23 protein-coding genes, 1 riboswitch and 1 other annotated feature are annotated in these 25162 nt (G+C 38.9%); of the genes, 9 read left to right on the top strand and 14 right to left on the bottom strand.

Translation table 11 applies throughout. From position 1 onward, the window contains the following. Positions 1-1317 carry a diaminopimelate decarboxylase gene (gene lysA / locus OEZ61_RS04375; protein WP_290047031.1) on the bottom strand — a complete coding sequence of 439 codons (1317 nt, stop codon included), beginning with the start codon at positions 1315-1317 and terminating at the stop codon, positions 1-3. Between the two features lie 146 nt (positions 1318-1463). Beyond that, positions 1464-1648, bottom strand: a riboswitch (Lysine riboswitch). A gap of 179 nt (positions 1649-1827) precedes the next feature. Between lysA and OEZ61_RS04370 the strand changes: the two genes are divergently transcribed. Next, positions 1828-3195 carry an aspartate kinase gene (locus OEZ61_RS04370; RefSeq protein WP_094751053.1) on the top strand — a complete coding sequence of 456 codons (1368 nt, stop codon included), beginning with the start codon at positions 1828-1830 and terminating at the stop codon, positions 3193-3195. Between the two features lie 3 nt (positions 3196-3198). Next, entirely contained in the window at positions 3199-4170 is a 972-nt protein-coding gene (gene dapF / locus OEZ61_RS04365; RefSeq protein ID WP_290047030.1) for a diaminopimelate epimerase, read from the top strand. 26 nt (positions 4171-4196) lie between these two features. On the opposite strand, the gene OEZ61_RS04360 is transcribed toward dapF, so the two are convergent. Next, the gene (locus OEZ61_RS04360; RefSeq protein WP_080768538.1) at positions 4197-4496 is read right to left on the bottom strand and encodes a CHY zinc finger protein; all 300 of its coding nucleotides are present in this window, start codon (positions 4494-4496) and stop codon (positions 4197-4199) included. A gap of 20 nt (positions 4497-4516) precedes the next feature. Further along, positions 4517-5113 (bottom strand): hypothetical protein, encoded by a 597-nt coding sequence (locus OEZ61_RS04355; protein WP_290047029.1) that lies wholly within the window; start codon positions 5111-5113, stop codon positions 4517-4519. A gap of 101 nt (positions 5114-5214) precedes the next feature. Between OEZ61_RS04355 and OEZ61_RS04350 the strand changes: the two genes are divergently transcribed. After that, on the top strand, positions 5215-6621 hold the full coding sequence (locus tag OEZ61_RS04350; protein ID WP_290047028.1) for an MFS transporter: 1407 nt from the start codon (positions 5215-5217) through the stop codon (positions 6619-6621). Positions 6622-6665: 44 nt separating this feature from the next. On the opposite strand, the gene ppcA is transcribed toward OEZ61_RS04350, so the two are convergent. Further along, positions 6666-8177 carry a phosphoenolpyruvate carboxylase gene (gene ppcA, locus OEZ61_RS04345; RefSeq protein WP_290047027.1) on the bottom strand — a complete coding sequence of 504 codons (1512 nt, stop codon included), beginning with the start codon at positions 8175-8177 and terminating at the stop codon, positions 6666-6668. Positions 8178-8190: 13 nt separating this feature from the next. Next, positions 8191-9366 (bottom strand): aminotransferase class I/II-fold pyridoxal phosphate-dependent enzyme, encoded by a 1176-nt coding sequence (locus OEZ61_RS04340; RefSeq protein ID WP_290047026.1) that lies wholly within the window; start codon positions 9364-9366, stop codon positions 8191-8193. Positions 9367-9679: 313 nt separating this feature from the next. On the opposite strand from OEZ61_RS04340, the gene OEZ61_RS04335 reads away from it, so the two are divergent. Further along, positions 9680-10363 carry a VIT family protein gene (locus OEZ61_RS04335; RefSeq protein ID WP_290047025.1) on the top strand — a complete coding sequence of 228 codons (684 nt, stop codon included), beginning with the start codon at positions 9680-9682 and terminating at the stop codon, positions 10361-10363. A 12-nt stretch (positions 10364-10375) separates the two neighbouring features. Continuing rightward, complete coding sequence (locus OEZ61_RS04330) at positions 10376-11068, top strand: VIT family protein (RefSeq protein WP_034535052.1); 693 nt, start codon at positions 10376-10378, stop codon at positions 11066-11068. A 39-nt stretch (positions 11069-11107) separates the two neighbouring features. On the opposite strand, the gene OEZ61_RS04325 is transcribed toward OEZ61_RS04330, so the two are convergent. The 8 genes from OEZ61_RS04325 to OEZ61_RS04290 form a co-directional block, all read right to left on the bottom strand. Next, the gene (locus OEZ61_RS04325; protein ID WP_290047024.1) at positions 11108-12271 is read right to left on the bottom strand and encodes an ArgE/DapE family deacylase; all 1164 of its coding nucleotides are present in this window, start codon (positions 12269-12271) and stop codon (positions 11108-11110) included. Positions 12272-12285: 14 nt separating this feature from the next. Further along, positions 12286-12978 carry a methionine ABC transporter permease gene (locus OEZ61_RS04320; RefSeq protein WP_290047023.1) on the bottom strand — a complete coding sequence of 231 codons (693 nt, stop codon included), beginning with the start codon at positions 12976-12978 and terminating at the stop codon, positions 12286-12288. Positions 12979-12981: 3 nt separating this feature from the next. Continuing rightward, a complete protein-coding gene (locus OEZ61_RS04315) occupies positions 12982-14052 on the bottom strand; it encodes a methionine ABC transporter ATP-binding protein (RefSeq protein WP_053796865.1) in 1071 nt (356 codons plus the stop codon). Positions 14053-14086: 34 nt separating this feature from the next. Further along, entirely contained in the window at positions 14087-14911 is an 825-nt protein-coding gene (locus OEZ61_RS04310) for a MetQ/NlpA family ABC transporter substrate-binding protein (RefSeq protein WP_290047022.1), read from the bottom strand. A gap of 82 nt (positions 14912-14993) precedes the next feature. Next, positions 14994-15228: a binding site (T-box leader), on the bottom strand. A gap of 130 nt (positions 15229-15358) precedes the next feature. After that, a complete protein-coding gene (locus OEZ61_RS04305) occupies positions 15359-15850 on the bottom strand; it encodes a hypothetical protein (protein ID WP_198178276.1) in 492 nt (163 codons plus the stop codon). Between the two features lie 93 nt (positions 15851-15943). Next, positions 15944-17872, bottom strand: coding sequence for a S9 family peptidase (locus tag OEZ61_RS04300; protein ID WP_198178275.1), 1929 nt, complete (start codon positions 17870-17872; stop codon positions 15944-15946). 76 nt (positions 17873-17948) lie between these two features. Further along, positions 17949-18713, bottom strand: a complete 765-nt coding sequence (locus tag OEZ61_RS04295) for a YibE/F family protein (protein WP_290047019.1) — start codon at positions 18711-18713, stop codon at positions 17949-17951. Continuing rightward, complete coding sequence (locus tag OEZ61_RS04290) at positions 18713-19741, bottom strand: YibE/F family protein (protein WP_225426810.1); 1029 nt, start codon at positions 19739-19741, stop codon at positions 18713-18715. The genes OEZ61_RS04295 and OEZ61_RS04290 overlap by 1 nt, the downstream gene beginning before the upstream one ends. Positions 19742-20036: 295 nt before the next feature. Between OEZ61_RS04290 and OEZ61_RS04285 the strand changes: the two genes are divergently transcribed. From OEZ61_RS04285 to OEZ61_RS04270, 4 genes are all read left to right on the top strand, one after another. After that, positions 20037-21236 carry a glycine betaine/L-proline ABC transporter ATP-binding protein gene (locus tag OEZ61_RS04285; RefSeq protein ID WP_034532579.1) on the top strand — a complete coding sequence of 400 codons (1200 nt, stop codon included), beginning with the start codon at positions 20037-20039 and terminating at the stop codon, positions 21234-21236. Beyond that, a complete protein-coding gene (locus OEZ61_RS04280; RefSeq protein WP_053792949.1) occupies positions 21229-22089 on the top strand; it encodes a proline/glycine betaine ABC transporter permease in 861 nt (286 codons plus the stop codon). The genes OEZ61_RS04285 and OEZ61_RS04280 overlap by 8 nt, the downstream gene beginning before the upstream one ends. 14 nt (positions 22090-22103) lie before the next feature. Beyond that, positions 22104-23012, top strand: a complete 909-nt coding sequence (locus OEZ61_RS04275) for a glycine betaine ABC transporter substrate-binding protein (protein WP_034535062.1) — start codon at positions 22104-22106, stop codon at positions 23010-23012. 90 nt (positions 23013-23102) lie between these two features. Continuing rightward, positions 23103-25025, top strand: a complete 1923-nt coding sequence (locus OEZ61_RS04270; RefSeq protein WP_290047013.1) for a M13-type metalloendopeptidase — start codon at positions 23103-23105, stop codon at positions 25023-25025. 41 nt (positions 25026-25066) lie between these two features. Here the strand turns inward: OEZ61_RS04270 and OEZ61_RS08175 are convergent, their stop codons facing one another. Next, complete coding sequence (locus tag OEZ61_RS08175; RefSeq protein WP_080719905.1) at positions 25067-25159, bottom strand: IS3 family transposase; 93 nt, start codon at positions 25157-25159, stop codon at positions 25067-25069. Positions 25160-25162 lie beyond the last annotated feature (3 nt).

Below are 25162 nucleotides of genomic sequence, written 5' to 3'. Positions count from 1 at the left end.
TTAATCTCCTAATTCTAAGTTATTATCTAGTTCGTATAAGTTTTCAAATGATTGACGCTTAGTGACTAATTGAGCCTTACCCTTTTCCACAAAGACAATTGCTGGCTTTAGGTTCAAGTTGTAGTTGGAAGCCATTGAGTATCCGTAAGCCCCTGTGTCTAAGACGGCAACGACGTCTCCGGCGTTTAGGCTAGGTACGGATGCGTTCTTGATTAAAACGTCTCCTGATTCACAGTACTTACCAACTAAACGAACCTCTTCAACGGGTTGGGCGCGTGGGTTGCTTGCTGAAACAACTTCGTATTCAGCGTCGTATAACATTGGTCTGATGTTATCACCCATTCCACCGTCGACTGCGACGTATGGCTTGATGCCGTCAACTCTCTTTTGTGATCCAACGGTGTAAAGTGTTAAACCGGCTGAACCGACGATGCTTCGACCTGGTTCAATCCAGATAGCTGGAATTTGTAGGTTGTATTGACTGGCTTGTTCCTTGATGGTGTTGATGATACTTTCAACAAACTTTTCAGGAGCTAGGTAGCCGTCGGTTGAAACATATTGAATTCCAAATCCGCCACCCAAGTCCAAGACTTTAGTAGTGAAGTCGTATTCTGTGTTGAACTTGTTAGCTATTTGCATCATCTTAACTGCTAATGCATTGAAACCATCTGGTGATGAAATTTGTGAACCAATGTGAGCATGAAAACCTAATACATGAACTCTTGAGTTCTTATGTAGTAGTTCAAACCCTTCTTCAACCTGGCCTGATGCAAGATCAAAACCAAACTTGCTGTCAACCTGACCAGTTTGGATAAATTCATGAGTATGAGCTGTAATTCCTGGAGTAATTCTCATGATGACGTTGGTGGTTTCATTCAACTCTTCAACCACTTGGTTGATTAGTTCAATTTCATGGAAGTTATCAACCATGATGACACCAACGTGATTTTTAATCGCTAGTCTTAATTCTTCTAAAGACTTGTTGTTACCGTGGAAACTCATCTTTTCGGCTGGGAAACCGGCATGCAAAGCAACTGCAATTTCACCTCCGGAAACAACATCGATGTGTCCGCCCTCTTGGTTCACCAATTGATACATCGCTGTATTGGCAAACGCCTTGCTAGCGTATGAAATCTCGTAATCAATATCGTTTTGTTCAAAAATCTTATTAAACTGATGGAATTGATCGCGGATAGCTGAAACGTTGTAAACCATCAATGGAGTTCCAAATTGGTGAGCAAGTTCAACTGCATCGCAACCATCTATCTGCAAATGTCCATCTGCATTAATGTCATTATCTGTAATTTGATTTGTCATAATAAACAGCCTTTCTAATCGAATGATTTTTAGGTCGTTTTAAACTCGACAAATTGAAAACAAAAAAGGTTCTTTTGGATGAGTGGGCACACTATCCAAAAGAACCTTTAAAATTTTTATTAATCAATTTCTAATTTTTAGGATTCAATTGTCGAAAGCGCTCCACAAGACATATTTTCTTGTGACAGTCCATGCATTCTTCACACACGTCCCAGAAAATGATCTCTGCAAAAAATCATTAACTTCGGCAAGTTCACCTTTCAATAAAGCTCATAGTCATTGCAGTGACTGACTTCATCTACTAATCTCGCTTGCGACCTCTTCGATTACGTTTAACTATATTCTAATAGTTGAATTACGTCAAGCGATTTTGTGAAATTATTTTTTTATGTTTTTTTACTTCCATATGAGGGACTTAAATTGCGTAAAAAATTCAAAAATGATAACTTGTCTAATTATTTTTTAATGTTAAAATACAAATCAATAATTTAAGATTGCGAGTTGATTTACATGTCCAAATTAGTAAAATTTGGTGGAAGTTCACTAGCCAATAGCGAACAATACGCCAAGGTTATAAACATCATTTCAGAAGATGAACAACGTAAAGTCGTTGTCGTTTCCGCTCCTGGTAAACGCTTTGATGATGATGTCAAAATCACAGATCTATTAATTCAATACGCAACCCAAGTAATCAACAAAGAGGATTATCAAGCTACTCTAGATGAAATCATTAGTCGTTACGCTGAAATCGCGAACGCATATGACGTTGATGAAGGTGAATTTGCCGGAATTAAGGACACATTCACCAACCTAGCAAAGAAAGATTACAAAAGCGACGAGTACCTAATGGCTGCATTCAAAGCCAACGGTGAAAGAATGAACGCCAAATTAATGGCTGCGGTATTAAACAGTCGTGGAATGAAGGCTCGTTTCGTAGATCCTAAGGATGCTGGAATCGTCTTAGACGACATTAATCCAAACGCAGCCAACCTATTGGATGAGACCTATACCAATTTGGAAAACTTCAAATATTCAGACGATGAAAAATTAGTTTTTCCTGGTTTCTTTGGATACACCAAGGAAGGAAACATCGCTACATTTGCTCGTGGTGGTTCAGACATCACTGGTTCGATTGTCGCTACTGGTCTACATATTGATGTATACGAAAACTTCACAGACGTTAGCTCCATCTACGCAATTAATCCACACCTAGTGGATAACCCATATCCAATCACTAAGATGAGTTATCGTGAAATGAGAGAACTGGCCTACGCTGGTTTCTCAGTCTTTAACGATGAAGCAATCATCCCCGCCATCAAGGGTCACGTAACAATCAACGTTAAAAACACTAACCGACCAGATGACGCCGGAACATTGATTGTTCCAGAAGACGAAGTAAAGCATTCACACGTCATCACCGGGATTTCTGCCGATGATCGTTTCTCAGCTTTGTACCTTCACTCATACCTATTGAACAAGCAAATTGGTGGTACTTTGACCATTCTTTCAATTTTCAAGAAGTACGGGATTTCATATGAACACATGCCATCAGGTATTGATGACTTGACTATCATCTTTGATAGAAACCAAGCTTCTGATGACACTATTCATGCCCTATGTAAGGAAATTTCAGAAGCCATCCATCCTGACAAACTAGAATGGATTCACAACTACGCACTAATCATGGTCGTTGGTGAAAACATGGCCGTATCAGTTGGTTCAATCAGCCAAATCATCAAGCCATTAGCCGAAAAGAAAATTCCAATTAACATGATTAACCAAGGCGCTTCCAAGATTGCGATTATGATTGGAATCGACCAAGAATACACTGATTCGGCTGTTGTAAGCATCTACAACCAATTCTTCAAGGAGGATTAATTTATGACAAAGTTACATTATGTACACGGTTCAGAGAACCATTTCTTCTTATTGGATGTCGATGAACTAAAGGATTCATTGGATGACTACCAATTAAGTTATCTAGCCAGAAAGCTAGCTAAAAGCGACGTTTTACCATACTCAGATGGTTTGTTAGTCGTCGATCACTCAGACCACGACGAATGCATCAGTCAAATGAAGGTCTTTAACTCAGATGGAAGCGTCGCTTCAATGTGTGGTAACGGTCTTCGTTGTGTTGGCCGTTACTTAGCCGAAAAGTTCGATCAAACTGACTTTAAGGTCCAAACCATGCAAGCAGATTTAAACGTCCATGTTTTTGACGACATTGCGAAGGGTGTTTCATGGGTCGGCGTTCAAATCGCTCCAGTTAGATTTGCACCCTCAGATTTACCCTATACCAATTTAGATTTTGACCAAATTATTAACGAAGAAATTCCAGAATTTAGTGACCATCTAAAGTTCACTTCAATGGCTGTTCCTAATCCACACTTAATTAGTTTTGTTGAAGATGATGCTGATTTAGAAGAACCCCTATTCAATCTAGGAACTTATCTAAATCAACCAAACAACTACTATCCTGATGGGGTCAACATTAACTTCGCCAAGATTTTAGGCAAGAATAAGATCTTTGTTAGAACGTTCGAACGTGGTGTTGGTTTCACCAACGCCTGCGGAACTGGAATGTCTGCCACTTCAATGGCATTTGCGATGAACTACCCTGAATTAGTTGACGTCAACGAACCAATCGACGTCTTCAATCCCGGAGGTAAGGTCCAAACTAGAGTCTACACAGAACCCGACAATCGTTGGATTCAACTAATGGGAAATGCGACATTCGCTGGTTACATTGAATCAGATGAAGTCGATTTATTATCAGAACCAATTCAAAATAACTTAGTAGAATCCGGTGAAGAAGCTGATTACCTAGACTTCATCGATACCATTAAGCAATAAAAAAGACTAGCAGATGCTAGTCTTTTTTAGTCTTTAAAGTATAAATGTTCATGTAATTCACACTTCGGATTGAATTGTGCGAAACAATATGGGCATACCTTGTCTTGATATTGTTGAAAGCTTAATTTGTGCTTACAACGGCCACACATGACCGGCTTAGTGTCTTTGGTACTAATCGGTACAAAGTCGTGATCAACCACTAAATTATGGCATTGATAACACGCAAAGTATTGGTGACACTGGCCACATTCCATGGCCGCGATATCGTGTGGCTGATGGTAGTGAATACAGCGACTATCGCTATCTAATTGAATTCCATAAATCATCGAATCATCTCGATTTCTTTTTATTTATTATTTGATTCTGGCTTCTTCAATAAATACTGCTCGTATAAATGATTATTCTTACTCAAGAAGTTAATCTCTGTGGTCTTATTAATTCTAATTGTCGTATTGCAGTTCTCATGCTCGTTTAAATCAGCGAGATACTCGGATTCATTGAGCGTCATGACGTTGTCGGTCAATAGGACAATCTTGCCATGCTCAACGTATTCGCCCTCTAACACACAAACACTAATCACCTTCTCGGCTTCAAAGCAATTCAATAAGACCTGCTGAATTGTGTTGGCGTTAAATGTATCCCATTGGTTCATTAAATGATAAGGATCGTATAAATCACTTTCCATATTCTGTTCAATATAGGAATTCAGCATGTCGGTATAGGCCGTTTCATACCTTATTTCTAAAATGTCACTTTTCAAAAATGCTGTCACTGTGTCCAACGAACCGTTTAAATCGATGGTCTTCACAACAACAAAATCACCTAAGTCTTTTAAAAAATAGCCTAATGAAAAGCTGTCTAACTCATACCCATCCCTGGATTTGAAGTACCATTCAGCTAATCGGCTATCTCCGATATATTCATCGTTTGTGACTATGTCCATGGCGACACCTTCTTTTTATCATTTACGATACTATACTCCATAATTTTTCTTTTGTCGCTCATCTGATACAATTAATATTATCAATTAAAGGAAGTGCACAAATGAATCGCAAACAGTTTTTTATTATCTTGTCAGTGGCATTAGTTTCCTTTCTAGGAACCGTTGACATGAGTATCGTAAATACCGCTTTACCGCAGATATCTAAAGACTTACATATTCCAATGAACCAAGCAGAATGGATATCTTCGGCCTACTTAATTCTTATCTGTATGTCGCTTATTTTATTCGGTAAACTAGGGGATCAAATCAGCAAGGCGAAAATATTTCAGCTTGGAACTTTAATCTTTACCATTAGTTCACTAATCTGTGGACTTTCTGAAAACCTAATCGTCTTATTGATTGCCCGTTGTCTACAAGGTCTGGGTGCTTCCATGACCATGGCAACCAACCTTGGAATCATCACCGAATCCGTTCCGTTTAACCTTCGCGGTCGTGCGTTAGGAATCAACACCACCATCGGTCAACTCGGTTACATCGCTGGTCCCGCAGTTGCCGGAATCATTCTTTCCATCGCCGATTGGAACTGGATTTTCCTATTTAACGTGCCAATCGGAATCTTTGCATACGTCTTTGGTGAATTTGTCTATCAAAAAAAATCAATCAAGGAACGCCAAGCCATTCATATTGATTGGCCAGGATTCATTATTTTGGCCGTCCTAATCGGTTTATTCTTTATTGGTATATTTACTGGTCAACAAATTGGCTTTGCTAATACCATCGTTATTTTGTCATTTATCGCTAGTCTAATTCTACTAATCGCATTTATCGTAGTAGAACGTCGTGTCGACGATCCAATATTAGCATTGAGCCTATTTAAGAATCCAGGTTTTTCAATCAGTATCATTGCTTTGATGTTCATGTACATCATCATCTACTTCAACAACGTCTTGCTTCCTTTCTACATTCAAGACACCTTGAAGTTCTCACCATCACACACCGGACTACTAATGAGTGTCCTACCGGTGGTAAACGTCTTTACAGCCTACTTAGGTGGTGTGCTATGTGATAAGTACGGTGCCGTGATTATGTCACTACGTGCTTCACTTGTTTTCGTAGTAGCCGAAGTCATCTTTGCTATCATGCAACCAAACTGGACACTGATGTTCATGCTATTAGGATTTGTAGTCTTCTCCACTGCCAACGGTTTATTCCAAAACAACCCAATGGTGATGGAAAATGCTGCCAAGGATCAACAAGGGATTGCTGGATCCATCCTTGCATTAAGTCGAAACATTGGTTTTACCCTTGGTTTATCAATCTCGACATCCATCCTATACGGTGCAATGAGCTTTAAGAACGGCAAAAAAATTACCACTTACCCATATGGTAACGATTCCCTATTCGTTTATGGAATGCACTTCACTTACTGGGTAGCCGCAGTAATCATGTTAATCGTTACTGTCATGTTAATCTGGCTATTAAAACACAATCAAAATAAATACACATAATAAAAAAGCTAGTGAGATTTACTCACTAGCTTTTTTATTTGGAATTAACCTAAGAAATGTCTTAGGCGTCCCATCTTTTCAATTAGGATTTCACGAACTTCTTGGTCATCAATACGAACTAAATCGTTTGCTAACTTAGCGTGTTCTTTTTCATCTTCATTAGTTGGGCCAGCCTTGATGTCGAATGCGTCTTCGATGGCTTGAATGTCTTCTTTAACACCCTTCCAAGAAGCGTTCTTTTCGATTAATGAATCTAATGCATCAGCACTGTAGTACTTCAAGACATGCGCAAAGTCATGCTTCATGTTTGGATAGTATTGCTTCAATGCTCTGATTTCATCATCAGTTAATTGGCTTAACACACGACCAGTACCTAATACTTCAGGTGGAACCCCAACTGAGTACAGTGAACCAGTAAATGTGATGGCTCTTGGCATCTTGTATCCATCAACATCTCTAGAGTATCCGATGATACCAACGTGTTGGTGTCTATCACGACGCTTAGGGAATGAATCAAAGACTGATTGTAGGTCGTTGATTAGTGGATCTAGAGTTTCATGGTATTGTTTTGCGGCCTTATCAGCAACTGATAGTAATGTCTTTTGGTCATCGTCGTTGATGATTCTAAAGGCATTGTGTTGTAGACCATCGCGTAACTTAGCTACAGCTGGTTTTACAACAGTTTCTAAGTCAAAGTCATATCTGAATGCTGATTGGATGGTAGCAGTCTTTAGGCCTGGGAATTCTTCTAAGTATCTGTCGACCATTAGTGGAGATAGTCCTCCTCTAAAGATGGCACTACCGGTACCAGCGATTGGGTATACATCGATACCTGTTTCGTTTTCAAATTCACCTAACTTAGTTAAGGCTAACTTGTTACCAATGATACTGTTTAAGAAACCATTTGATAGAGCTGAATCTGATCCGGCTAAGAACACACGTAGGTATGTTAGGTCTTCACCAAATTCGTCTTTGTAAATTTCAACGTACTTATTCAAGATATCTGGAGCATTGAATTGAGCTTCAAAGCTTTCGAATAATGGAATCATTCTTAAGCGGTCGTTGTTTTTGTGACCATTTTCAAATTCTTTTGATTTGAAGTGAGCTAAGCTTGAGAATTTTTCTTCCATGTTAACCAATTGTTCTGCGGTTCTAGCCATTGGCAAGATTGCTTCGAATAATGGACGGTCTTTGAAACCTAAGTCTTGAGCAAAATCCTCAGCTAATAAGATAGTAGTCATAGCTTGCATTAAGCTATAACCAGTTTCTTCCCAGATGTTTGGTAAGCGGAAAGTTAAGAACTTGTCGTTTCCAAGTGGATGTTTACTGAAGTAATCGTAATGTTCAGAATACAAACGATCAATTACGGAAGAGTCAGCATGTTTTCCTTCCCAATCCCACATATATTCATCTGCGTCTAATGTGGAATAGTTTTGATACGCTTCGTTAATTTCATTGAATGCGGACACGAACTTGTCGTTATCGTCCTTAAAAAAAGGAACGTTAGCGTTGTCTGGGTGTTGAGTCCCCATGATGTTTGGAATTCTTCTGTCCATGTTAATTACCCCTTTATTTCATAAAAATTTGTAATCGTTTTAGCGCTTCTAAAATGACTTCTTTAGATGAAGCATATGACAATCTGATGTAACCTTCTCCACCAGGTCCAAATGCACTACCTGGGATAACACCAATCTTAGCCTTGTTAGCTAATTCAAGTGCAAAACTTTCATCGTCTTTACCGTATTGTGCTGGAATCTTAGCGAACATGTAGAATGCTCCCTTTGGTTCTGGCATCGAGAAACCTAATTCGGTCAAACCTTTGTATAGGATATCTCGTCTTTCTTGGTAAATTTTAGCCATTTCAATCGAATCATTTTCACCGTTGATTAGCGCTTCAGCAGCCGCAACTTGGGCAGAATTTGTAACTGATGTAACTACGAACGCATGAACCATTCCAACCTTCTTAATGAATTCGGCTGGTCCACAGATGTATCCAACACGATAACCTGTCATCGCATGTGATTTTGATAAACCACTTAGGTAAATTGTTTGTTCAGGTAACATGTTGGCAATTGAGTAGTGCTCTACTCCATATGTTAAATCGCTATAGATTTCATCTGATAAAACATACATCGGATGTTGTTTAATTACTTCTGCAAGTCCGGCTAAGTCTTCTTTTGAATATTCAACTCCGGTCGGATTACTTGGATAGTTCAATAGTAAGGCCTTCACTGAGTCACCATATTCGTCTAGGATGGCCTTTAGTTTTTCTGGTTTTAAGATGAAGTCGTCTTCAGATACATCGACCTTAATGACTTCTCCCCCTAGGATTTCGATGATTGGGAAGTATAAAGCAAAAGTAGGTGTTGGAACGATTACCTTATCTCCCTTGTTAATAATTGTTTGGAATGTTGAGTATAAGGCTTCTGTCGCACCAACTGTCACAATCACTTCACTGTCAGCATCGTATTTTAAATCGTACTTATTTGATAAATGATTGGAGATAGCATCTCGCAATTCTTTTTTACCAGTTTGATCAGCATAATGGGAATCGTTATTCTTAATGCTATCGATTCCTGCTTGTTTAACGTGTTCTGGAGTATCCAAATCTGGTTCTCCAATTGTCAATTTAATTAAGCCATCGATGGAAGAGATCTTTTTATCAAAACTTCTAATTCCTGATGGAGCTAATGCATTCAATCGTTGGTTATGTTTACCAACAAGTGATGATGATAAGTTGGGCATTACAATTCCTCCTAAATATGCAAAAAAGGACCAATTGATTGTTTTTAATCAATTAGTCCAATTTTCAATGAGCATCATATTGTTAAATACTATAATATAACTCCATTAAAATTACAATATAATTTTTAATCATTTTCTAATTTTATTGATTATATAAAATATTGATATATCAATATTTCCGATAATTTTTTGTTAGTTATTGAAAAAATAATTGTTCGGTAGTACCTTAAAAATGAAGGGTTTACTTTACGAAAAAAGTGAATTATAATAATTACTAATTAATAACCATTCTAAACTAGAAAGGGCCTTCAATATGGAAAAACAAACTTTAGCACAACGCATTAATATCATCCGTGCCGGTGTGATGGGTTCTAACGACGGAATCCTATCGGTTGCCGGTATCGTTATTGGGGTTGCCGGTGCCACTAGCAATACCTTCTCAATTTTCATTTCAGGGATTGCCGGCATGATCGCCGGAACCGTTTCAATGGCAATGGGAGAATATGTCTCCGTCAATTCAGAAAGTGATTCTCAAAAGAACGCCGTTGAAAAACAAAAGGTCGCCTTAAGAGACAACTATCAAACAGAATTCAACATCGTTAAAGAAAAGTACATGAGTAGTGGTATCTCAGACGAACTTGCCACTAAAGCCACTACCGAAATGATGAACAAAGACGCCTTGGTGACCACAGTTCGTGAAAAATACGGTTTTAACGTTAACCAATTCACCAGTCCATACGCGGCTGCAATTGCGTCAATGATTTCATTTCCGACCGGATCAATCCTACCGCTAGTCGCTATCTCCCTCTTCCCCGCTAACATTAAGGTAGTCGCAACTTTCATTGCGGTTCTAATCGCCCTATCGCTGACCGGATATGCTGCAGCAATGTTGAGTAACGCCAACCGTTTGAAATCAACGTTAAGAAACGTCGCATCCGGAATGTTAACCATGCTAGTAACCTATCTAATCGGTTTGCTAGTCGGAAGTCTAGCCTAGGGAGGGATAACAATGGAAAAGAAAAAACAAACCGCCACAATGGACGAACGACTAAACACCTTAAGAGCTGGGGTATTGGGATCTAACGATGGAATCCTTACCGTCGTAGGTGTCTTATTCTCAGTTGCCGTGGCAACCCCAAACATCTTCACAATCTTTATCGCTGGTCTATCAGATTTATTGGCCTGTGCCTTCTCAATGGCATCCGGTGAATACGCCTCAGTTAGTTCACAACGTGACGCCGAAAGCTCATCAGTTGAAAAAGAACGCTACTTATTAAAAAACGACCTAGCAGGTGAAAAGAAGATTGTGCAAGAATTCTACATGAGTCGTGGAATTACCGAAGAGACCGCCAAAGAAATTGCCGATGAATTGATTGCTAAGAAACCATTGGAAACAATGGTAAGCATCAAGTACAATATCGAATTAAACCACTACATGAATCCATGGTCAGCAGCATTTTCATCCCTATTCTCAGCCGCACTAGGTGGATTATTCCCACTTCTTGCAATGAGTCTAACCAGTGGAATTTACCGCTGGCCAGCTACCATTTTAGCCGTTATCGTCTCAGTTGGTCTTACTGGTTTTATGAGTGCCAAACTGGGTGACGGTAAAGTCAAAGTCGCAGTAATCAGAAACATTATCATCGGAATTCTAACCATGATCATTCACTATGCCATGGGGAAATTAATGAACGAATTCTAAAACAAAAAAGCCTAAGCGTTTTTGCTTAGGCTTTTTTGTTTACTTTAAATAGTTAATTGCAATTTGTTTATATAGACGTATGAATGAATAAAATGATTCTAAATCAACGTATTCATCCGTTTGATGCGCAGTGTCATTACCAGGACCTAGGATGATAACATCCACGTCTTGATTGCGTTCCTTAAATTGAGAAGCATCTGTTCCCATTGATAATGTCTTCAAGTCAAGTTTATTCCCAAGAATTTCTTCACTGGCAGCTTGAGCAGCGTTGACAATTGATGCATCGGCATCGTTTTTGACCGGATAGCCACTGAAGTTTACCTCTAGTTGAAGGTTATAGCCATTCTTTTGGTTAAATGAATCAACCAATTCTTGCAAGTCAGCAATGATTTGATCGTTATTTAATTGTGGAATGGTTCTAATCATGACCTTTTGATAGGCAAAGTCCGGAATTGAGTTAACCTGTTTACCACCCTCAAAGATATCAGGTGTGTAGATAGTCTTACCCAAAAAATCATCTTCACCGGTTTGTTTAGCAAAGTATCGCTTTTCTTCCTGGCGATAGTTGATAAGGTTATCAATTGCATCAATTCCCAATTCTGGAGTAGAACTGTGAGCTGCCTTTCCGACACTCTTAACGGTGTAAATAAGTGCTCCCTTGTGAGCATAGACAATATAATGGTGGTTTTGATTGCCTTGTCTTTGACCGGTTGGTTCACCAATCACGATTGCATCGACGTCATCAACATCCCCTCTTTTTGAAAGGAAGTTGGCCCCACCCTGAGTTAATTCTTCGGAGATGGTTGCTAGAAATCTTAGTTGACCGGATAAGTCAGCATGTTCTTCTTTTAGTTCGATTAAAGCAATCGCTTGGGCTGCTAGTCCAGACTTCATGTCTGTCACACCACGACCATAAATCTTACCGTCTTCGACGTATGGAATAAATGGATTGTGGGTCCAATCAGCCAAGTTGTTTTCGTGAACAGTATCCTCATGACCAGCAAAGGCCAAAACCTTCTTAGAAGAACTACCAATGTGAGCAACTAGATTACTTCTATTATCAAATTGGTCCACAATTTCACTTGCGATGCCATGATTCTTAAATAGTTGGCTTAAATAATCTGCAATGTCTTTTTCGTTGGCATCTACTGTATTAAAGGCGACTAAGTCCTTTAATACCTGTAATTGTTCTTCTTTTTCCATTATTATCTACCTTCTTATTTTGCGTTTTCGTGATCAGTTAATCTGGCTAAGATATCACCGATAATTTGAATGACGAATACCAAAATCAAAATTAAGATTAATGATACAAAGGTAACGTCATTTTCATATCTTTGGTAACCAACCATGACGGCTAGGTTACCAAGTCCACCACCGGCAACGGTACCAGCCATTGCAGTTAAACTGATTAGACTAATTAATGTTACCACGGATGAACGAATAATTTTAGGCAATCCTTCCTTTAAATATACTCTAAAGACGATTCCCCACGTTGATGAACCCATGGCTTGGGCTGATTCAACGATTCCACTATCAACGTCTAATAGTGCGTTTTGCACTTGTCGAGCGTAGAAAGGAATTACGGCGATTACCAATGGAACGATACTAGCTGTGGTACCGATTGCAGTTCCAACGATAATTCTGGTAAATGGAGCAATCACAGCTAGTAGAATAATGAAGGGAATGGCACGGAAGAAGTTCACAATCTTATCTAGGACTGTGTAGAAAGGAATGTTTTCACTGATTCCTTCTGGTCCAGTTAAGACTAGTAAAACACCGATAAACAAACCGATTATTCCACCAATTAGTGCTGTTACGAATGTCATGTACAATGTTTCGATTGTGGCTTGTTCAAAGTCCGGAATCATTGTCATCACGTTTGGTAGGTAGTGTGTCAAAAATGAACTCATCTGCTATCCCTCCTTACTATTTCTGATTTTTTCTTGATCCAAATTGATGTTGGTTAAATGAACATCTTTTGCAGCAAGGTATTCTTTGATTTCTTTGATAGTTGATTTCTCAGCATCGATTTCGATAATCAAGTTACCTAATGGCACGTTTGAAATAAATTCAATGTTCCCATAAACGATGTTTGCGACGGCACCAAACTTTTGGTACAAATCAACGATGATTGGTGTTTCAGTAGAAGCACCAATGTAATGCAATCTGAATAGTTGTTGGTTACGTGATAATTCAACAAAACGTTCTTGGGCGCTTAGTGTATCCACAGCTTCTTTAACGTTGTTGGTGGTGTCGATAAAGTCTTTAGTTAATTGTGTCTTAGGGTTACTGAAAACTTCTAAGATACTTCCCTTTTCGACAACCTTACCAGTATCCATGACAGCTACCTTATTACATAGTGACTTAACTACGTCCATTTCATGGGTAATTAAGACGATGGTAACGCCTAGTTCCTTGTTAATCTTCTTTAGTAATTGCAAAATTGCTTGCGTGGTCTTTGGGTCCAACGCACTGGTTGCTTCATCACTAATTAGGATTTGTGGGTTATTTGCCAAAGCTCTGGCGATCGCCACTCTTTGTTTTTGACCACCAGATAGTTGGGCTGGGTAGAACTTTTCCTTTCCATTTAAACCAACTAGATTGATCAAACGTTGAACACGTTGTTTTCTTTCTTCGTTTGAAGTCTTAGTTCCTACCATTGGGTATAGAATATTGTCTTCGATTGTTCTAGCGTTCATTAAGTTAAAGTGTTGGAAAATAAATCCAATATTCTTCCTTAATTGACGAATTTGCGCATGGCTGAATTTATCAATATCTTTGTTATCGATAATCACCTTACCGGCACTTGGTTTTTGCAGGTGGTTAATTACTCGTACTAAAGTACTTTTACCAGCCCCTGAATAACCAACGATACCGTAAGCATCACCCTTTTCAATTTGTAGCGTTACGTCTTGTACCGCCTTTGAAACTTGGTGTTTTTGCTTAAAGGTGACATCTATGTGCTCTAGACTAATTTGTGCCATAATTTCACCTCTACCTCTATTTTATTTCTAAAACTTACTTGTTGAAGTTGATGTCCCATGCAGGGATATTTTCACCCTTGTAAAGTTTCTTTAGAAGATCCTTAGTAGCTTGAGTTTGGTAAGCCTTTACAACCTTCTTGTAGTACTTGTTGTTTGCTTCACTCTTGTTTGCTGAGATGATGTTGATATATGGGATTGCTGATTTGTTAGTTGGTTCTTTAAATAAGATATCTTTTGAACTTAAGTTTGAATCTAATGCAAAGTTACCATTAACAACAGCAGCGTCTTCGTCAGATAAAGCTCTTGGAGTTTGGGCAGCATCTAGAGGAACAATCTTTAAGTGTTTCTTGTTTTCAGTAATGTCACTTGGAGTTGGTAATGCAGTGTTTTTTAGCTTGATTAGACCGGCACTAGCAAGTAGCTTTAATCCACGAGCTTCATTAGTAACGTCGTTTGCAACAGCAACTGATGCACCATCTTTTAGATCCTTTAGGCTTGAAACTTTCTTTGAATATAGAGTTAGTGGTGAGAAGATTGTCTTACCAATAGATACAATCTTAGTGTGGTGAGCTGTGTTCCAATTATCTTGGAATGCGTAGTTTTGGAATGCGTTAATGTCTACTTCTTTGTTAGTTAAAGCATTGTTTGGTTGTGAGTAATCAGTGAATTGAACTAGTTGTAGATCAACGCCTTCTTTTTTAACACGTTGTTGAACAGCTTTCCAAACACGTGTGTCTCCACCCATGATACCAATCTTTACTGTGTGTCCTGAATCTTTACCACAACTTGCTAAAAGGGTTAGTGGTAAGACCAATAAAAATGTAAAAGCCAATAATAATTTCTTGTAATTCTTCTTCATAAGAATAACCTCCTAAAAAATATAAATGTATGTAACGGAATTTTTAACTTAGCCAACAAAAAAACTCCGCTCCTAGATTAAATCTAGAAACGGAGTTCCGTGGTACCATTCTAATTCAGTGGAAGCTTGCACTCCCACCCTCAATAACGTCTATATAAACGCGTGCAATTAATAATGGTTGCCACCCCATCATCGCTTAATTATCAGCGATGCCAAATTACAGGCCATATTCATCATCTTCTGATTCATTCACTTTCAGCAAACGTGAACTCTCTGCGCAATCATTGGATAACTACTCTCCTGATCATCTTGTTTTATTCGTATCGGTTAAGTTGTTTTATATATTACACCCTTTTTCTAATAATGCAACATATTTTTATCATCATTTTCTAATTTAATATTTTCTTAATAAATAAAAAGGAGCCTAACCAAGGCTCCTTCAGTGTTTTATAGCAATCTTATATTCTGAGAAAATAGCAATTCAATGATTAGAATTAACACATCTACGGCTACAAAGAAACCGATGAATGCGAAAAATGTAAGACGAATGGCTTGTAGACGTTTCTTTAAAACATCCCCGGTAAATTCACCATGTTTCTTTTCTAGGCTAGGTAGTTTTAATCCTAGGAAGATGTAAATTGCTTCTAGTACAAATAATACGATGATTAAGTAGTTGTTGGCCATTTCTGGGAAGATGATGCTTAAAACAAACGCAGTCGCAACGATTGCTAAGATCACGTATTGACCAGTAACAACGTTTAACTTCTTTTCACCAGACTTAAATGCGTCGATTTGTTTCTTATCTCCGCCAAATGAATCAAGCGTCTTTTGGTTGATGATCTTATTCAACTTATGAATCTTTGGTAGTGTTTCATAGGCACCGAATAGTAATAGTGCGATTACAACAAAAAATAAAATTAAATAAATAACAGTATCCATTATCAGTCCTGCTTTCTTTATGTAATGACTTTATTATGTCATTTTTTATTTAATAAAAAAAGCTGAATATTTCCATAACAGCTTTTCTTAATACTATCTTAAATATTTATCAAACCATTCATAGATGTCTGATAAACGTTTGATTCGAAGGTTTGGTAAACCGTTTCTTGAGAATCCGTGGAATGATTGTGGATAACGAATATAATCCACAGTTGTTCCAGTTTGCTTAATCGCTGTGAATAGCGCTTCACTTTGGTTAACTGGACAACGCATGTCGAATTCACCGTGTTGAATTCTAGTAGGTGTCTTGACGTTGTGGGCGTACTTCAATGGTGAGCAATCCCAGTAGTATTCCAATCCGCCCTCATCGTATAGATCCTTGCCAAGTTCTTTTCTAATGAAACGAACTCCGATGTCGGATGTTCCATATAATGAGTGCCAATCAGATACCGGACGTTGCACAATCGCGGCATTGAAACGGTCGGTGTGACCGATTGCCCAACTGGACATGAATCCACCGTATGATCCACCGGCGATGAAGGTGTTTTGTTCATCTAGGTCGGCGAATTGACTTAAGGCAGCGTCTAGACCAGATTGCACGTCTGCAAAGTCTTCCTTACCATATCTACCAATGACGCCGGTTTCGAATTCTTGACCGTAACTAGTAGAACCACGTGGGTTAACGTAGACGACGGCATAACCGCGACTAGCTAATACTTGGAATTCATGGAAGAAACTTTCACCGTAGTTGGCTTGTGGACCACCGTGGACGTATAGGATTACTGGAAGATGGTTGGAACTACCGGTGTACTTCAATACCCATCCCTCAATAGTAGTCTTGCCGTCTTTTGATGGTGTTTCAAAAGGTGTTACGTCAGCATAGTCGTGTTGGGCTGAGAAGTTAGCGTTAGGGTCAAACTTCACGTCTAGTTGTTGATCAACTAGTTGGACCAATTGACTTGGAGTGTTTGGGGTTGAAAGACTGAAGTAGACCTCACCATCGATGGCGGTCAAATCAACGACATGACAGTGAGCTTCAAACAACGTGGTAATGTCGTGTCCGTTGTATTCAAAGACAATGCTATGTCCGTGGATAACCCCACTAAAGACAAAGTTGGTGTCTGACATCCAAACTAAATGACTACCTTCGTTTTGAATGAAGTCGGCGGTAATTGAGCCAAATACTTCCCCCTCGAAGTCCCTGGTAACGTCGGTTAACTTGTCGCTTGATTCATCGTAAATGTATAACTCGTTAACGGTCGCATTTGGATACTTGGCATCATTTCCGACAACGGCAATCTTTTGTCCGTCTGGTGAATAACTAGCGTAGCTAAATTCACCTTTAGCGATACTTGATGTAACCTGCTTTTCAGTATCCTTGGTCAAATCAACATCGTAAACCGCCCTAGTTTCGTCTGATTCAGTTTCCAATGTCGGATTAGTTGGTTTGATTACCAATAAACGATTTTGTTTAGCGTTAGCATCTTGCAAACTCAAATCGTACTTAGAACTGTAGACCTCGTTTCTTTGGTTCATCTTAACATTGTAGCGATAGATTGTGTCTGTAGCTTGATCATCGACCCAACCGATACCATCATGACGGTTGTCAAAACGGTGGACTCTTCTAGTTTCTGGGAATTTAGCAGTTTCAAACTTAGCTGGTACCTTGCTATCTGATGATTGGTAGAAAACGGTTTGGCCGTCTTTTCCACTAACCAGTTTGGATATCTTAGCATCCCTGGTAAGTTGTTCAGCACTACCACCTGATAGTGGCATCCTCATTAGGTCACCATTATGTACATAGACTAGGTAATCGCCAACTTGCACAGGGTTTACGTTCTTACCACCATCGGTCCATTTCTTTACTTCGTTCTTGTTGTTAATGCTGATAATATCAGCAAAATAGGTATTTTCTTGCTTGTCGACACGGTTTAACACAGCGAAAATATTTCCATTAATTGCAGTAACTTGTGTAATGGATTTCAATTCAAATAAGTCATTTGATTCTATTTTTTTATTCATTAACAACGCCTCTTTTCAATTTAAGTCTAGTATTAAGTTTTATCGGCATAAATGCAATAAAAAAGCCCTAACAATGTTAGGACTTTGTTTGTTTTTGATTTTTAAATTGCTCGGTCATGACAAATGATGTAATTGGAATCGTGATGATAACACCGATTAGTGAGAACAAGATGATGATGAATTCGGCATCAAAGACCTTATCGTTTAAAATGTCACCCAATGAATAGGACAATCCATGGAACCAGACAAATAATGATAATGATCCACCAAATAATCCAAAGAATAATGTATTCAATGTAGTACCGATAATTTGTTTCCCGACATAGACCCCATCAAAGAACAAACGGTTTGGTTTGATATCCGGATGTTGTTCCTTAATTTCATCCAAACCAGACGCAATCGCCATTGTTGCTTCGGCAATCGCACCCAGCGTACTTAAGATGGCTGTGGAAATGGCAATATCGATAAAGTTAATTCCGATTGGTAGAGATAGCCCTTCTAGGTCATCACTATCTTCAAGTCCGAATCCTTGAACCTGTGCCCAGTGTTCGACTGGCACAATCAATAAGACAAGTGCTAGTAATACCAATACTGAAGCGATGAACGCTAGTCGACTGGTCTCATCATTGGTTCCACTCAAGAAGATGGTCAATGCCAATAGGATTACTCCGGCAATCAAAGTGACGACGATTGGTGGGAAGTGAAATGCAATCAATACAATCGCAAAGAATAAGAAGCCAAAATTAAGCACCAAACTTAAAAATGATTGAAAGCCTTGTTTTCCCCCTACCAATACCATTAGTACTAATAGGACAAGGCCTAAAACGATAATTGCACTCATTATTTACGCCTCTTTTCTGCAAAAAAACTGGTTAATCCACTGGCAACCGGAACTGCAAGCACAATTCCAATCCCACTGATTAGACTTTGCACCATCCCCAATGACATGTTCATTGAAAATGAATATCCCCAACTATTTCCGTTCTTTAGGAATAGAAGTGTCATCGACAAAGTTTCACCCATAAAGATGAAGAATAAGACGTTAATTAGTGGTCCCATGATGGACTTACCAATGTTTCGACCTGACAAGAATAGTTGTTTTCTTGAGACGTCAGGGCGTTCCATTTTCAACGCAAACAATGAAGAAATAATATCGGTTGATTCATCCATCACAGCCCCTAGAGAACCAATAATGGTTTCAGCTAGGAACAACGGACGTGGTGGCTGAGTGACATATTGCATTGATTCGTAGAAAATTCCCTTCTCGTGCGTGAATCGAAAAACAATCAAACTGATTAGAATCGACAAGAAGGTACATGCGACGGTTGATCCTAAAGTCACAAACATTTGACGATTCCACCCAATTACCAACCAAAGGGTGATAGCTGAAAATAACACGGCTAATATGGAGAAAATCCATAAAACATTTGACCCGTTATTAAAGCCGTCAAAGTATAGTGCCACCATGAATAAGATGGTATTAATGATGATACTTCCGATGGCAGTAATCCCCGCCATTTTAAGGAAGATAAACATCAAGGCGATTGCTAGATAAATTAAAAAGACGACTGGTGTGTCTCGTTTGGCGTCTTTAATTGTACTTTCACCTTGTCCATGTAAGACCACAAAGGCTTTTTGGCCGACTTTGTACTTCTTATCCATCGCCTTAGAGTCTGTATATGTATTGTTTAGCGTGATGTGTTCACCCTTGTGTTTCCCATTGGTGATTACCCCACTTAATTTTTGTACATAACTGTGATCAACGTTTTGAAAAGTATCGACTTCCTTATTCTTGCTAAGTTCTTCGACTTTTTGAATCTGCATAATTGGTTGAGTATATAAAAAGTCATCATGACTAACAAAAAACATTAAAATTACACCGATTAATGCAAAAACCCCCACCATTTTGATGGGGAATTTTTTCAATAAATTACCCAAAATAATTCCTTCTTAATTATCAAATTTTGAACCTAAAAATTCCAGTTTAAGTCATTTTAACACACTTTAATTAAATAAATCTTAAATGGCTCCATCATGCAAGCTTATGCCGTTTAAAGCCGGCAAATCGGCATTTTACGCATGTAACTTATTTGACACATAACATTTTTCTTTGTAATAATAGTACCTATGCTTTAAATAAACTACAATTTCAAGGAGGAAGATCATGACCAAAAAAGTTGAAGTTAAACATCTAACCAAGATTTTCGGTCGTCATGTTGGTCGTGCCAAAGAAATGATCAACGAAGGAAAATCCAAAGATGAAATTTTAGCTAAAACTAACAGCGTGGTTGGTGTTCACGATGCCAACTTCGATGTTAACGAAAATGAAATCTTTGTTATCATGGGACTTTCCGGTAGTGGTAAGTCTACTTTAATTAGAATGTTGAACCGTTTATACGAACCAACTGATGGTGAAATTCTATTAGACGGGGAAAGCATTACTAAATTCGATAAGAAAGAATTACGTGAATTTAGACGTAAGAAGATGAGTATGGTATTCCAAAACTTTGCTCTATTCCCTAACAGAACCATTATCGAAAACACCGCTTACGGTTTAGAAATCCAAGGAGTCGATAAAGAAACTAGACATCAAAAAGCACACGAATGCTTAGAACTAGTTGGCTTACACGGATATGATGATAGATACCCTAATGAATTATCTGGTGGACAACAACAACGTGTTGGATTAGCTCGTGGTTTAGCTAATGACCCAGAAATTCTATTGATGGATGAAGCATTCTCAGCATTGGATCCACTTAACAGAAAAGAAATGCAAGACGAACTGCTAGATTTACAATCACACCTAAAGAAGACTATCATCTTCATTTCACATGACTTAAACGAATCACTACGTATTGGTGACCGTATTATGATCATGCGTGATGGTGAAATTGTTCAAATCGGTTCACCAGAAGACATCTTACAACACCCTAAGAATGAATACGTTGAAAAATTCATCGAAGGTGTGGACAGAACTAAGATTCTTACTGCTAGCCGCGTTATGATTAGACCAGATGTTATCAACATCGAAAAGGACGGTCCAAGAACCGCGCTAAGATTAATGAAGGACAACCACAACTCAAGTGTTTACGTTGTTGATTCAGAACACCACTTCAAAGGATTAATTGATGCTAAGGATGTTATCAAGCAAATCGAAGATGACAAGCGTGACCTAGAATCAATCCTTAGAACCGACGTTCCAACAACTACACCTGATACACCTATCAAGTCACTATTAAACGACATTTCCAAAACTTCAGTACCATTCGCGGTATTGGACGACAATGATCGACTACTAGGAATTATCATTAGAAGTTCCGTATTAGGCGCAATTTCTGGAAACGAGGTGCAAAATAATGGCTAATTTATTTTCTTTAACTATGCAACCAATTCCATTTGCGGATTGGATTAACAGTTTCGTTAACTGGTTAACTCAATTCGTTGGTTTCTTTAACGGTATCACTGATTTCATCGGTGCAATCGTTAACTCATTCCAATGGGTATTTGATTTACTACCCGTTTGGTTATTCATTATCTTAGTTCTAGGTATTACTTACTGGGCATTACATGACAGCAAGCACTGGGGACTAATGATCTTCGAACTTATCGGTCTTGTATTAATTTACAACCAAGGTTACTGGAGAGATATGACTCAAACATTAACACTAGTTCTTACTTCTAGTTTAATTATCGTTGTTATCGGTATTCCTTTGGGAATCTGGATGGCAAAGAGTCACACTGTTAAGGTAATCGTTAAACCAATCCTAGACTTTATGCAAACAATGCCTGCATTCGTTTACCTAATTCCTGCCGTTGCTTTATTCGGTATCGGAATGGTACCCGGGGTTATTGCTTCTGTTATCTTCTCACTACCACCAGTAGTTAGAATGACTAACCTAGGAATTGAACAAGTTCCTACTGATTTAATTGAAGCTGCCGATTCATTCGGTTCAACCGGTTGGCAAAAGCTAATCAAGGTTGAATTACCAATTGCTAAGAACACATTAATGTCTGGTGTTAACCAAGGTATGATGCTTGCTCTATCAATGGTAGTTATTGCTTCAATGATTGGTGCCGTTGGTCTTGGTTCAGAAGTTTACTTCGCCGTAGGTAGAAACAACGCCGGTTCAGGTTTCACTGCTGGTTTTGCAATCGTAATCCTAGCAATCATCCTAGACCGTGTTACTCAAGCCTTTAACAAGAACAAAAAACACTAATTAGGAGGATTTAAATGAGAAAGAAAACTAGATATGTTTTAGCAACATTAACCATGTTTCTTATGGCAACAGTTCTAACTGCTTGTAGTAGTTTAACTTCTCCATACAATCCTCATAAGAAGTTAGGTCCTCAAATCAACTACACCATCACTGGTATTGATGCCGGGGCTGGTATTATGGCTTCTACACAAAATGCGTTAAAGGAATATCCTTTAGCACAAAACAAATGGCAACTACAAACTAGTTCAACTGCTGCAATGACTTCTACATTAGCTAAAGCAATTAAGTACAAACAACCAATCGTAGTTACCGGATGGCAACCACACTGGATGTTCAAGAAGTTCCCTCTTAAGTTCCTAAAGGATCCTAAGAATGTTTACGGTTCTTCAGAACAAATCCACACAATTGCTAGAAAGGGTCTAGCCAAGGATAATCCTGGTGCTTACAAGATTCTAAAGCAATTCCACTGGACTCCATCTCAAATGTCAGACGTAATGCTACAAACTAATGCTGGTGTTGATCCTAAGGTCGCTGCTGACAACTTCATCAAGAAGAACCCTAAGTTATACCAAGAATGGACTAAGGGCGCTCCTAGAGGTAATGGTAAAGCAGTTAAGTTAACTTACGTTGCTTGGGATTCAGAAATCGCATCAACTAATGTGATGGCTGAAGTTCTAAACAAGATGGGTTACAAGGCAACTATCCAAGCACTAGAAATGCAACCAATGTGGGCATCAATCGCAACTAACGCTGCCGATGCTTCACTATCAGCTTGGTTACCTAACACTGCTGGTTTATACTTGAAACAATACAAGGACAAAATCGACGATGTTGGTCCAAACTTGAATGGTGCTAAGGTTGGATTGGCTGTTCCTAAGTACATGAAGAACATCAACTCAATCGAAGATTTAATCAACAAATAACAATAAAGAAAAGCTATTCTATTAACTTTAGAATAGCTTTTTTATATACTAGGGATATAGCAAAAAAATAAACGTAAATGAGGTGTCAAAATGAGTAATGACAAGATTAACGAATCACTAATCAAAGACGACTTCTATCAAGCCGTTAACGGTGAATGGGTTAAGAACGCAATCATTCCATCAGACCACTCTTCAACCGGTGGTTTCATGGACCTAGTCGATAATATCGATAAAACTTTAATGAATGACTTTGACGCCCTACTTGATGGATCAATGCAACCATCAAATGACGATATGCAAGAATTCAAGAAGTTATACGATTTAGCGATGGACTTTGATAAGCGTGAACAAGATGGTGCCAAACCACTTAAAGCCACCCTTCAAAGAATCGAAGACGTTAAATCATTCGACGATTTAAACCAACAACTATCTGATTGGACTCTATCTGGTTTACCCCTACCATTTGGTTTCGGCATTGAAGCGGACATGAAGAACGCCAAGTACAACGCATTGTACGCAAGCGGTGCTTCAACCTTCCTACCAGATAAGACCTACTATGATAAACAAAACCCGGCAGGTGCCAAACTAATGCCAGTTTTCCGCGACATGATGCAAAAACTATTAACCATGGTTGGCTACGACGAACAACAAGCTAAAAACATCGTCGATGCCGCTGAAGACTTTGATAGAACAATTGCACCACACATCAAGTCAGCCGAAGAAAATGCCGACTTCACCAAGATGTACAACCCAATGAGCTACAGTGACCTAGCTAGTCAAATTGACAAGTTTGATATGGATAACTACGTGACTGGTCTAATTGGCCAAGTGCCTGATCAAGTCATCGTGACTGAACCAGACTACTTCAAAGCATTCAATGAAATCGTCAACGATGATACATTCGCCAAGATGAAGAACTGGATGATTGTGAAGGTTGTTAAGGGTTCTGCTGGTCTGTTATCAGAAGAATTCCGTCAAATCGGTGGTACTTTTTCACGTACCCTTTCAGGTAAGAAGGAAGCTACTAAACCTAAAAAAGCTGCTTACTACCTAGCATCCGGTTTATTTGACCAAGTCGTTGGTGATTACTACGGCCGCAAGTACTTCGGTGAAAAGGCTAAACAAGATGTCAACGACATGGTTGTTAAAATGATTAACGTTTACGAAAAGCGTCTATCTCAAAACGACTGGTTGAGCGAAGACACCAAGAAGATGGCCATCACCAAGTTAAACGCCCTAGCTATTCACGTTGGTTACCCTGATGAAATCAACCCACTTTATCACCAATTCAAGGTAGTTGGTAAGAAAGATGGCGGTGATTTATACACTAACGTCGAAAACATCGACAAGATTATCACTAAGGATAAATTCAGCAAGTGGAACCAACCAGTAGATAAGAGCATCTGGGACATGAGCGCTAACACAGTTAACGCTTACTACTCACCTCTAGAAAACGTGATTGTCTTCCCTGCTGCCATCCTACAAGCACCTTTCTACAGCCTAGAACAATCATCAAGTCAAAACTTCGGTGGTATCGGTGCCGTTATCGCCCATGAAATCTCTCATGCGTTTGATAACAACGGTTGTCAATTCGACCAATACGGTAACCTAAACAACTGGTGGACCGAAGATGATCACAAGCACTTCGATGCATTAGCCGAAAACATGATTAAGGAATTCGATGGTTTAGACTTCGCCGGCCAAAAAGTTAATGGTAAGTTGACCGTTTCAGAAAACATTGCCGATGCCGGTGGTTTGAGCTGTGCCCTAGAAGCTGCCAAGGGAGAAGCAGACGTAAACCTACGTGACTTCTTCATCAACTGGGCAACCATCTGGCGTACCAAATCAACTGAACAATACAAACAATTACTACTATCAATCGATGTGCACGCCCCTTCCAAACTAAGAGCACAAATTCAAGTGAAGAACTTAAAAGACTTCTACAAGACCTTCGACGTTCAATCCGGTGACGGAATGTACATGGACGAAGATAAACGAGTAAATATTTGGTAATAAAAAAGACCTTGACCTGAACCCCTAAAATTGGAAGATGGTTATGCTATTTTCTGGGAGGAATTGATCCGGTATTCAACCGGTGACATTCCTCCCAGTTTTTGTTTTATACGATAATTGTTGTAATAAGATATATA

The sequence above is a fragment of the Apilactobacillus sp. EABW-1NA genome (genome assembly GCF_030398685.1).
GTDB lineage: Bacteria > Bacillota > Bacilli > Lactobacillales > Lactobacillaceae > Apilactobacillus > Apilactobacillus waqarii.
Note: the sequence above shows the minus strand (reverse complement) of the source record. Positions and strands in the feature narration are given on the sequence as shown.

Bases quoted from the DNA above. Each gene is read 5' to 3' on its own strand.
- OEZ61_RS04315 (WP_053796865.1), bottom strand. From the start codon at position 14,052: ATGGCACAAATTAGTCTAGAGCACATAGATGTCACCTTTAAGCAAAAA.
- OEZ61_RS04340 (WP_290047026.1), bottom strand. From the start codon at position 9,366: ATGCCCAACTTATCATCATCACTTGTTGGTAAACATAACCAACGATTG.
- OEZ61_RS04300 (WP_198178275.1), bottom strand. From the start codon at position 17,872: ATGAATAAAAAAATAGAATCAAATGACTTATTTGAATTGAAATCCATT.
- OEZ61_RS04270 (WP_290047013.1), top strand. From the start codon at position 23,103: ATGAGTAATGACAAGATTAACGAATCACTAATCAAAGACGACTTCTAT.
- OEZ61_RS04320 (WP_290047023.1), bottom strand. From the start codon at position 12,978: ATGAGTTCATTTTTGACACACTACCTACCAAACGTGATGACAATGATT.
- dapF (WP_290047030.1), top strand. From the start codon at position 3,199: ATGACAAAGTTACATTATGTACACGGTTCAGAGAACCATTTCTTCTTA.
- OEZ61_RS04325 (WP_290047024.1), bottom strand. From the start codon at position 12,271: ATGGAAAAAGAAGAACAATTACAGGTATTAAAGGACTTAGTCGCCTTT.
- OEZ61_RS04280 (WP_053792949.1), top strand. From the start codon at position 21,229: ATGGCTAATTTATTTTCTTTAACTATGCAACCAATTCCATTTGCGGAT.
- OEZ61_RS04295 (WP_290047019.1), bottom strand. From the start codon at position 18,713: ATGAGTGCAATTATCGTTTTAGGCCTTGTCCTATTAGTACTAATGGTA.
- OEZ61_RS04330 (WP_034535052.1), top strand. From the start codon at position 10,376: ATGGAAAAGAAAAAACAAACCGCCACAATGGACGAACGACTAAACACC.
- OEZ61_RS04360 (WP_080768538.1), bottom strand. From the start codon at position 4,496: ATGATTTATGGAATTCAATTAGATAGCGATAGTCGCTGTATTCACTAC.
- lysA (WP_290047031.1), bottom strand. From the start codon at position 1,317: ATGACAAATCAAATTACAGATAATGACATTAATGCAGATGGACATTTG.
- OEZ61_RS04370 (WP_094751053.1), top strand. From the start codon at position 1,828: ATGTCCAAATTAGTAAAATTTGGTGGAAGTTCACTAGCCAATAGCGAA.
- OEZ61_RS04350 (WP_290047028.1), top strand. From the start codon at position 5,215: ATGAATCGCAAACAGTTTTTTATTATCTTGTCAGTGGCATTAGTTTCC.
- OEZ61_RS04355 (WP_290047029.1), bottom strand. From the start codon at position 5,113: ATGGACATAGTCACAAACGATGAATATATCGGAGATAGCCGATTAGCT.
- ppcA (WP_290047027.1), bottom strand. From the start codon at position 8,177: ATGGACAGAAGAATTCCAAACATCATGGGGACTCAACACCCAGACAAC.
- OEZ61_RS04305 (WP_198178276.1), bottom strand. From the start codon at position 15,850: ATGGATACTGTTATTTATTTAATTTTATTTTTTGTTGTAATCGCACTA.
- OEZ61_RS04290 (WP_225426810.1), bottom strand. From the start codon at position 19,741: ATGTTTTTTGTTAGTCATGATGACTTTTTATATACTCAACCAATTATG.
- OEZ61_RS04335 (WP_290047025.1), top strand. From the start codon at position 9,680: ATGGAAAAACAAACTTTAGCACAACGCATTAATATCATCCGTGCCGGT.
- OEZ61_RS04285 (WP_034532579.1), top strand. From the start codon at position 20,037: ATGACCAAAAAAGTTGAAGTTAAACATCTAACCAAGATTTTCGGTCGT.
- OEZ61_RS04310 (WP_290047022.1), bottom strand. From the start codon at position 14,911: ATGAAGAAGAATTACAAGAAATTATTATTGGCTTTTACATTTTTATTG.
- OEZ61_RS04275 (WP_034535062.1), top strand. From the start codon at position 22,104: ATGAGAAAGAAAACTAGATATGTTTTAGCAACATTAACCATGTTTCTT.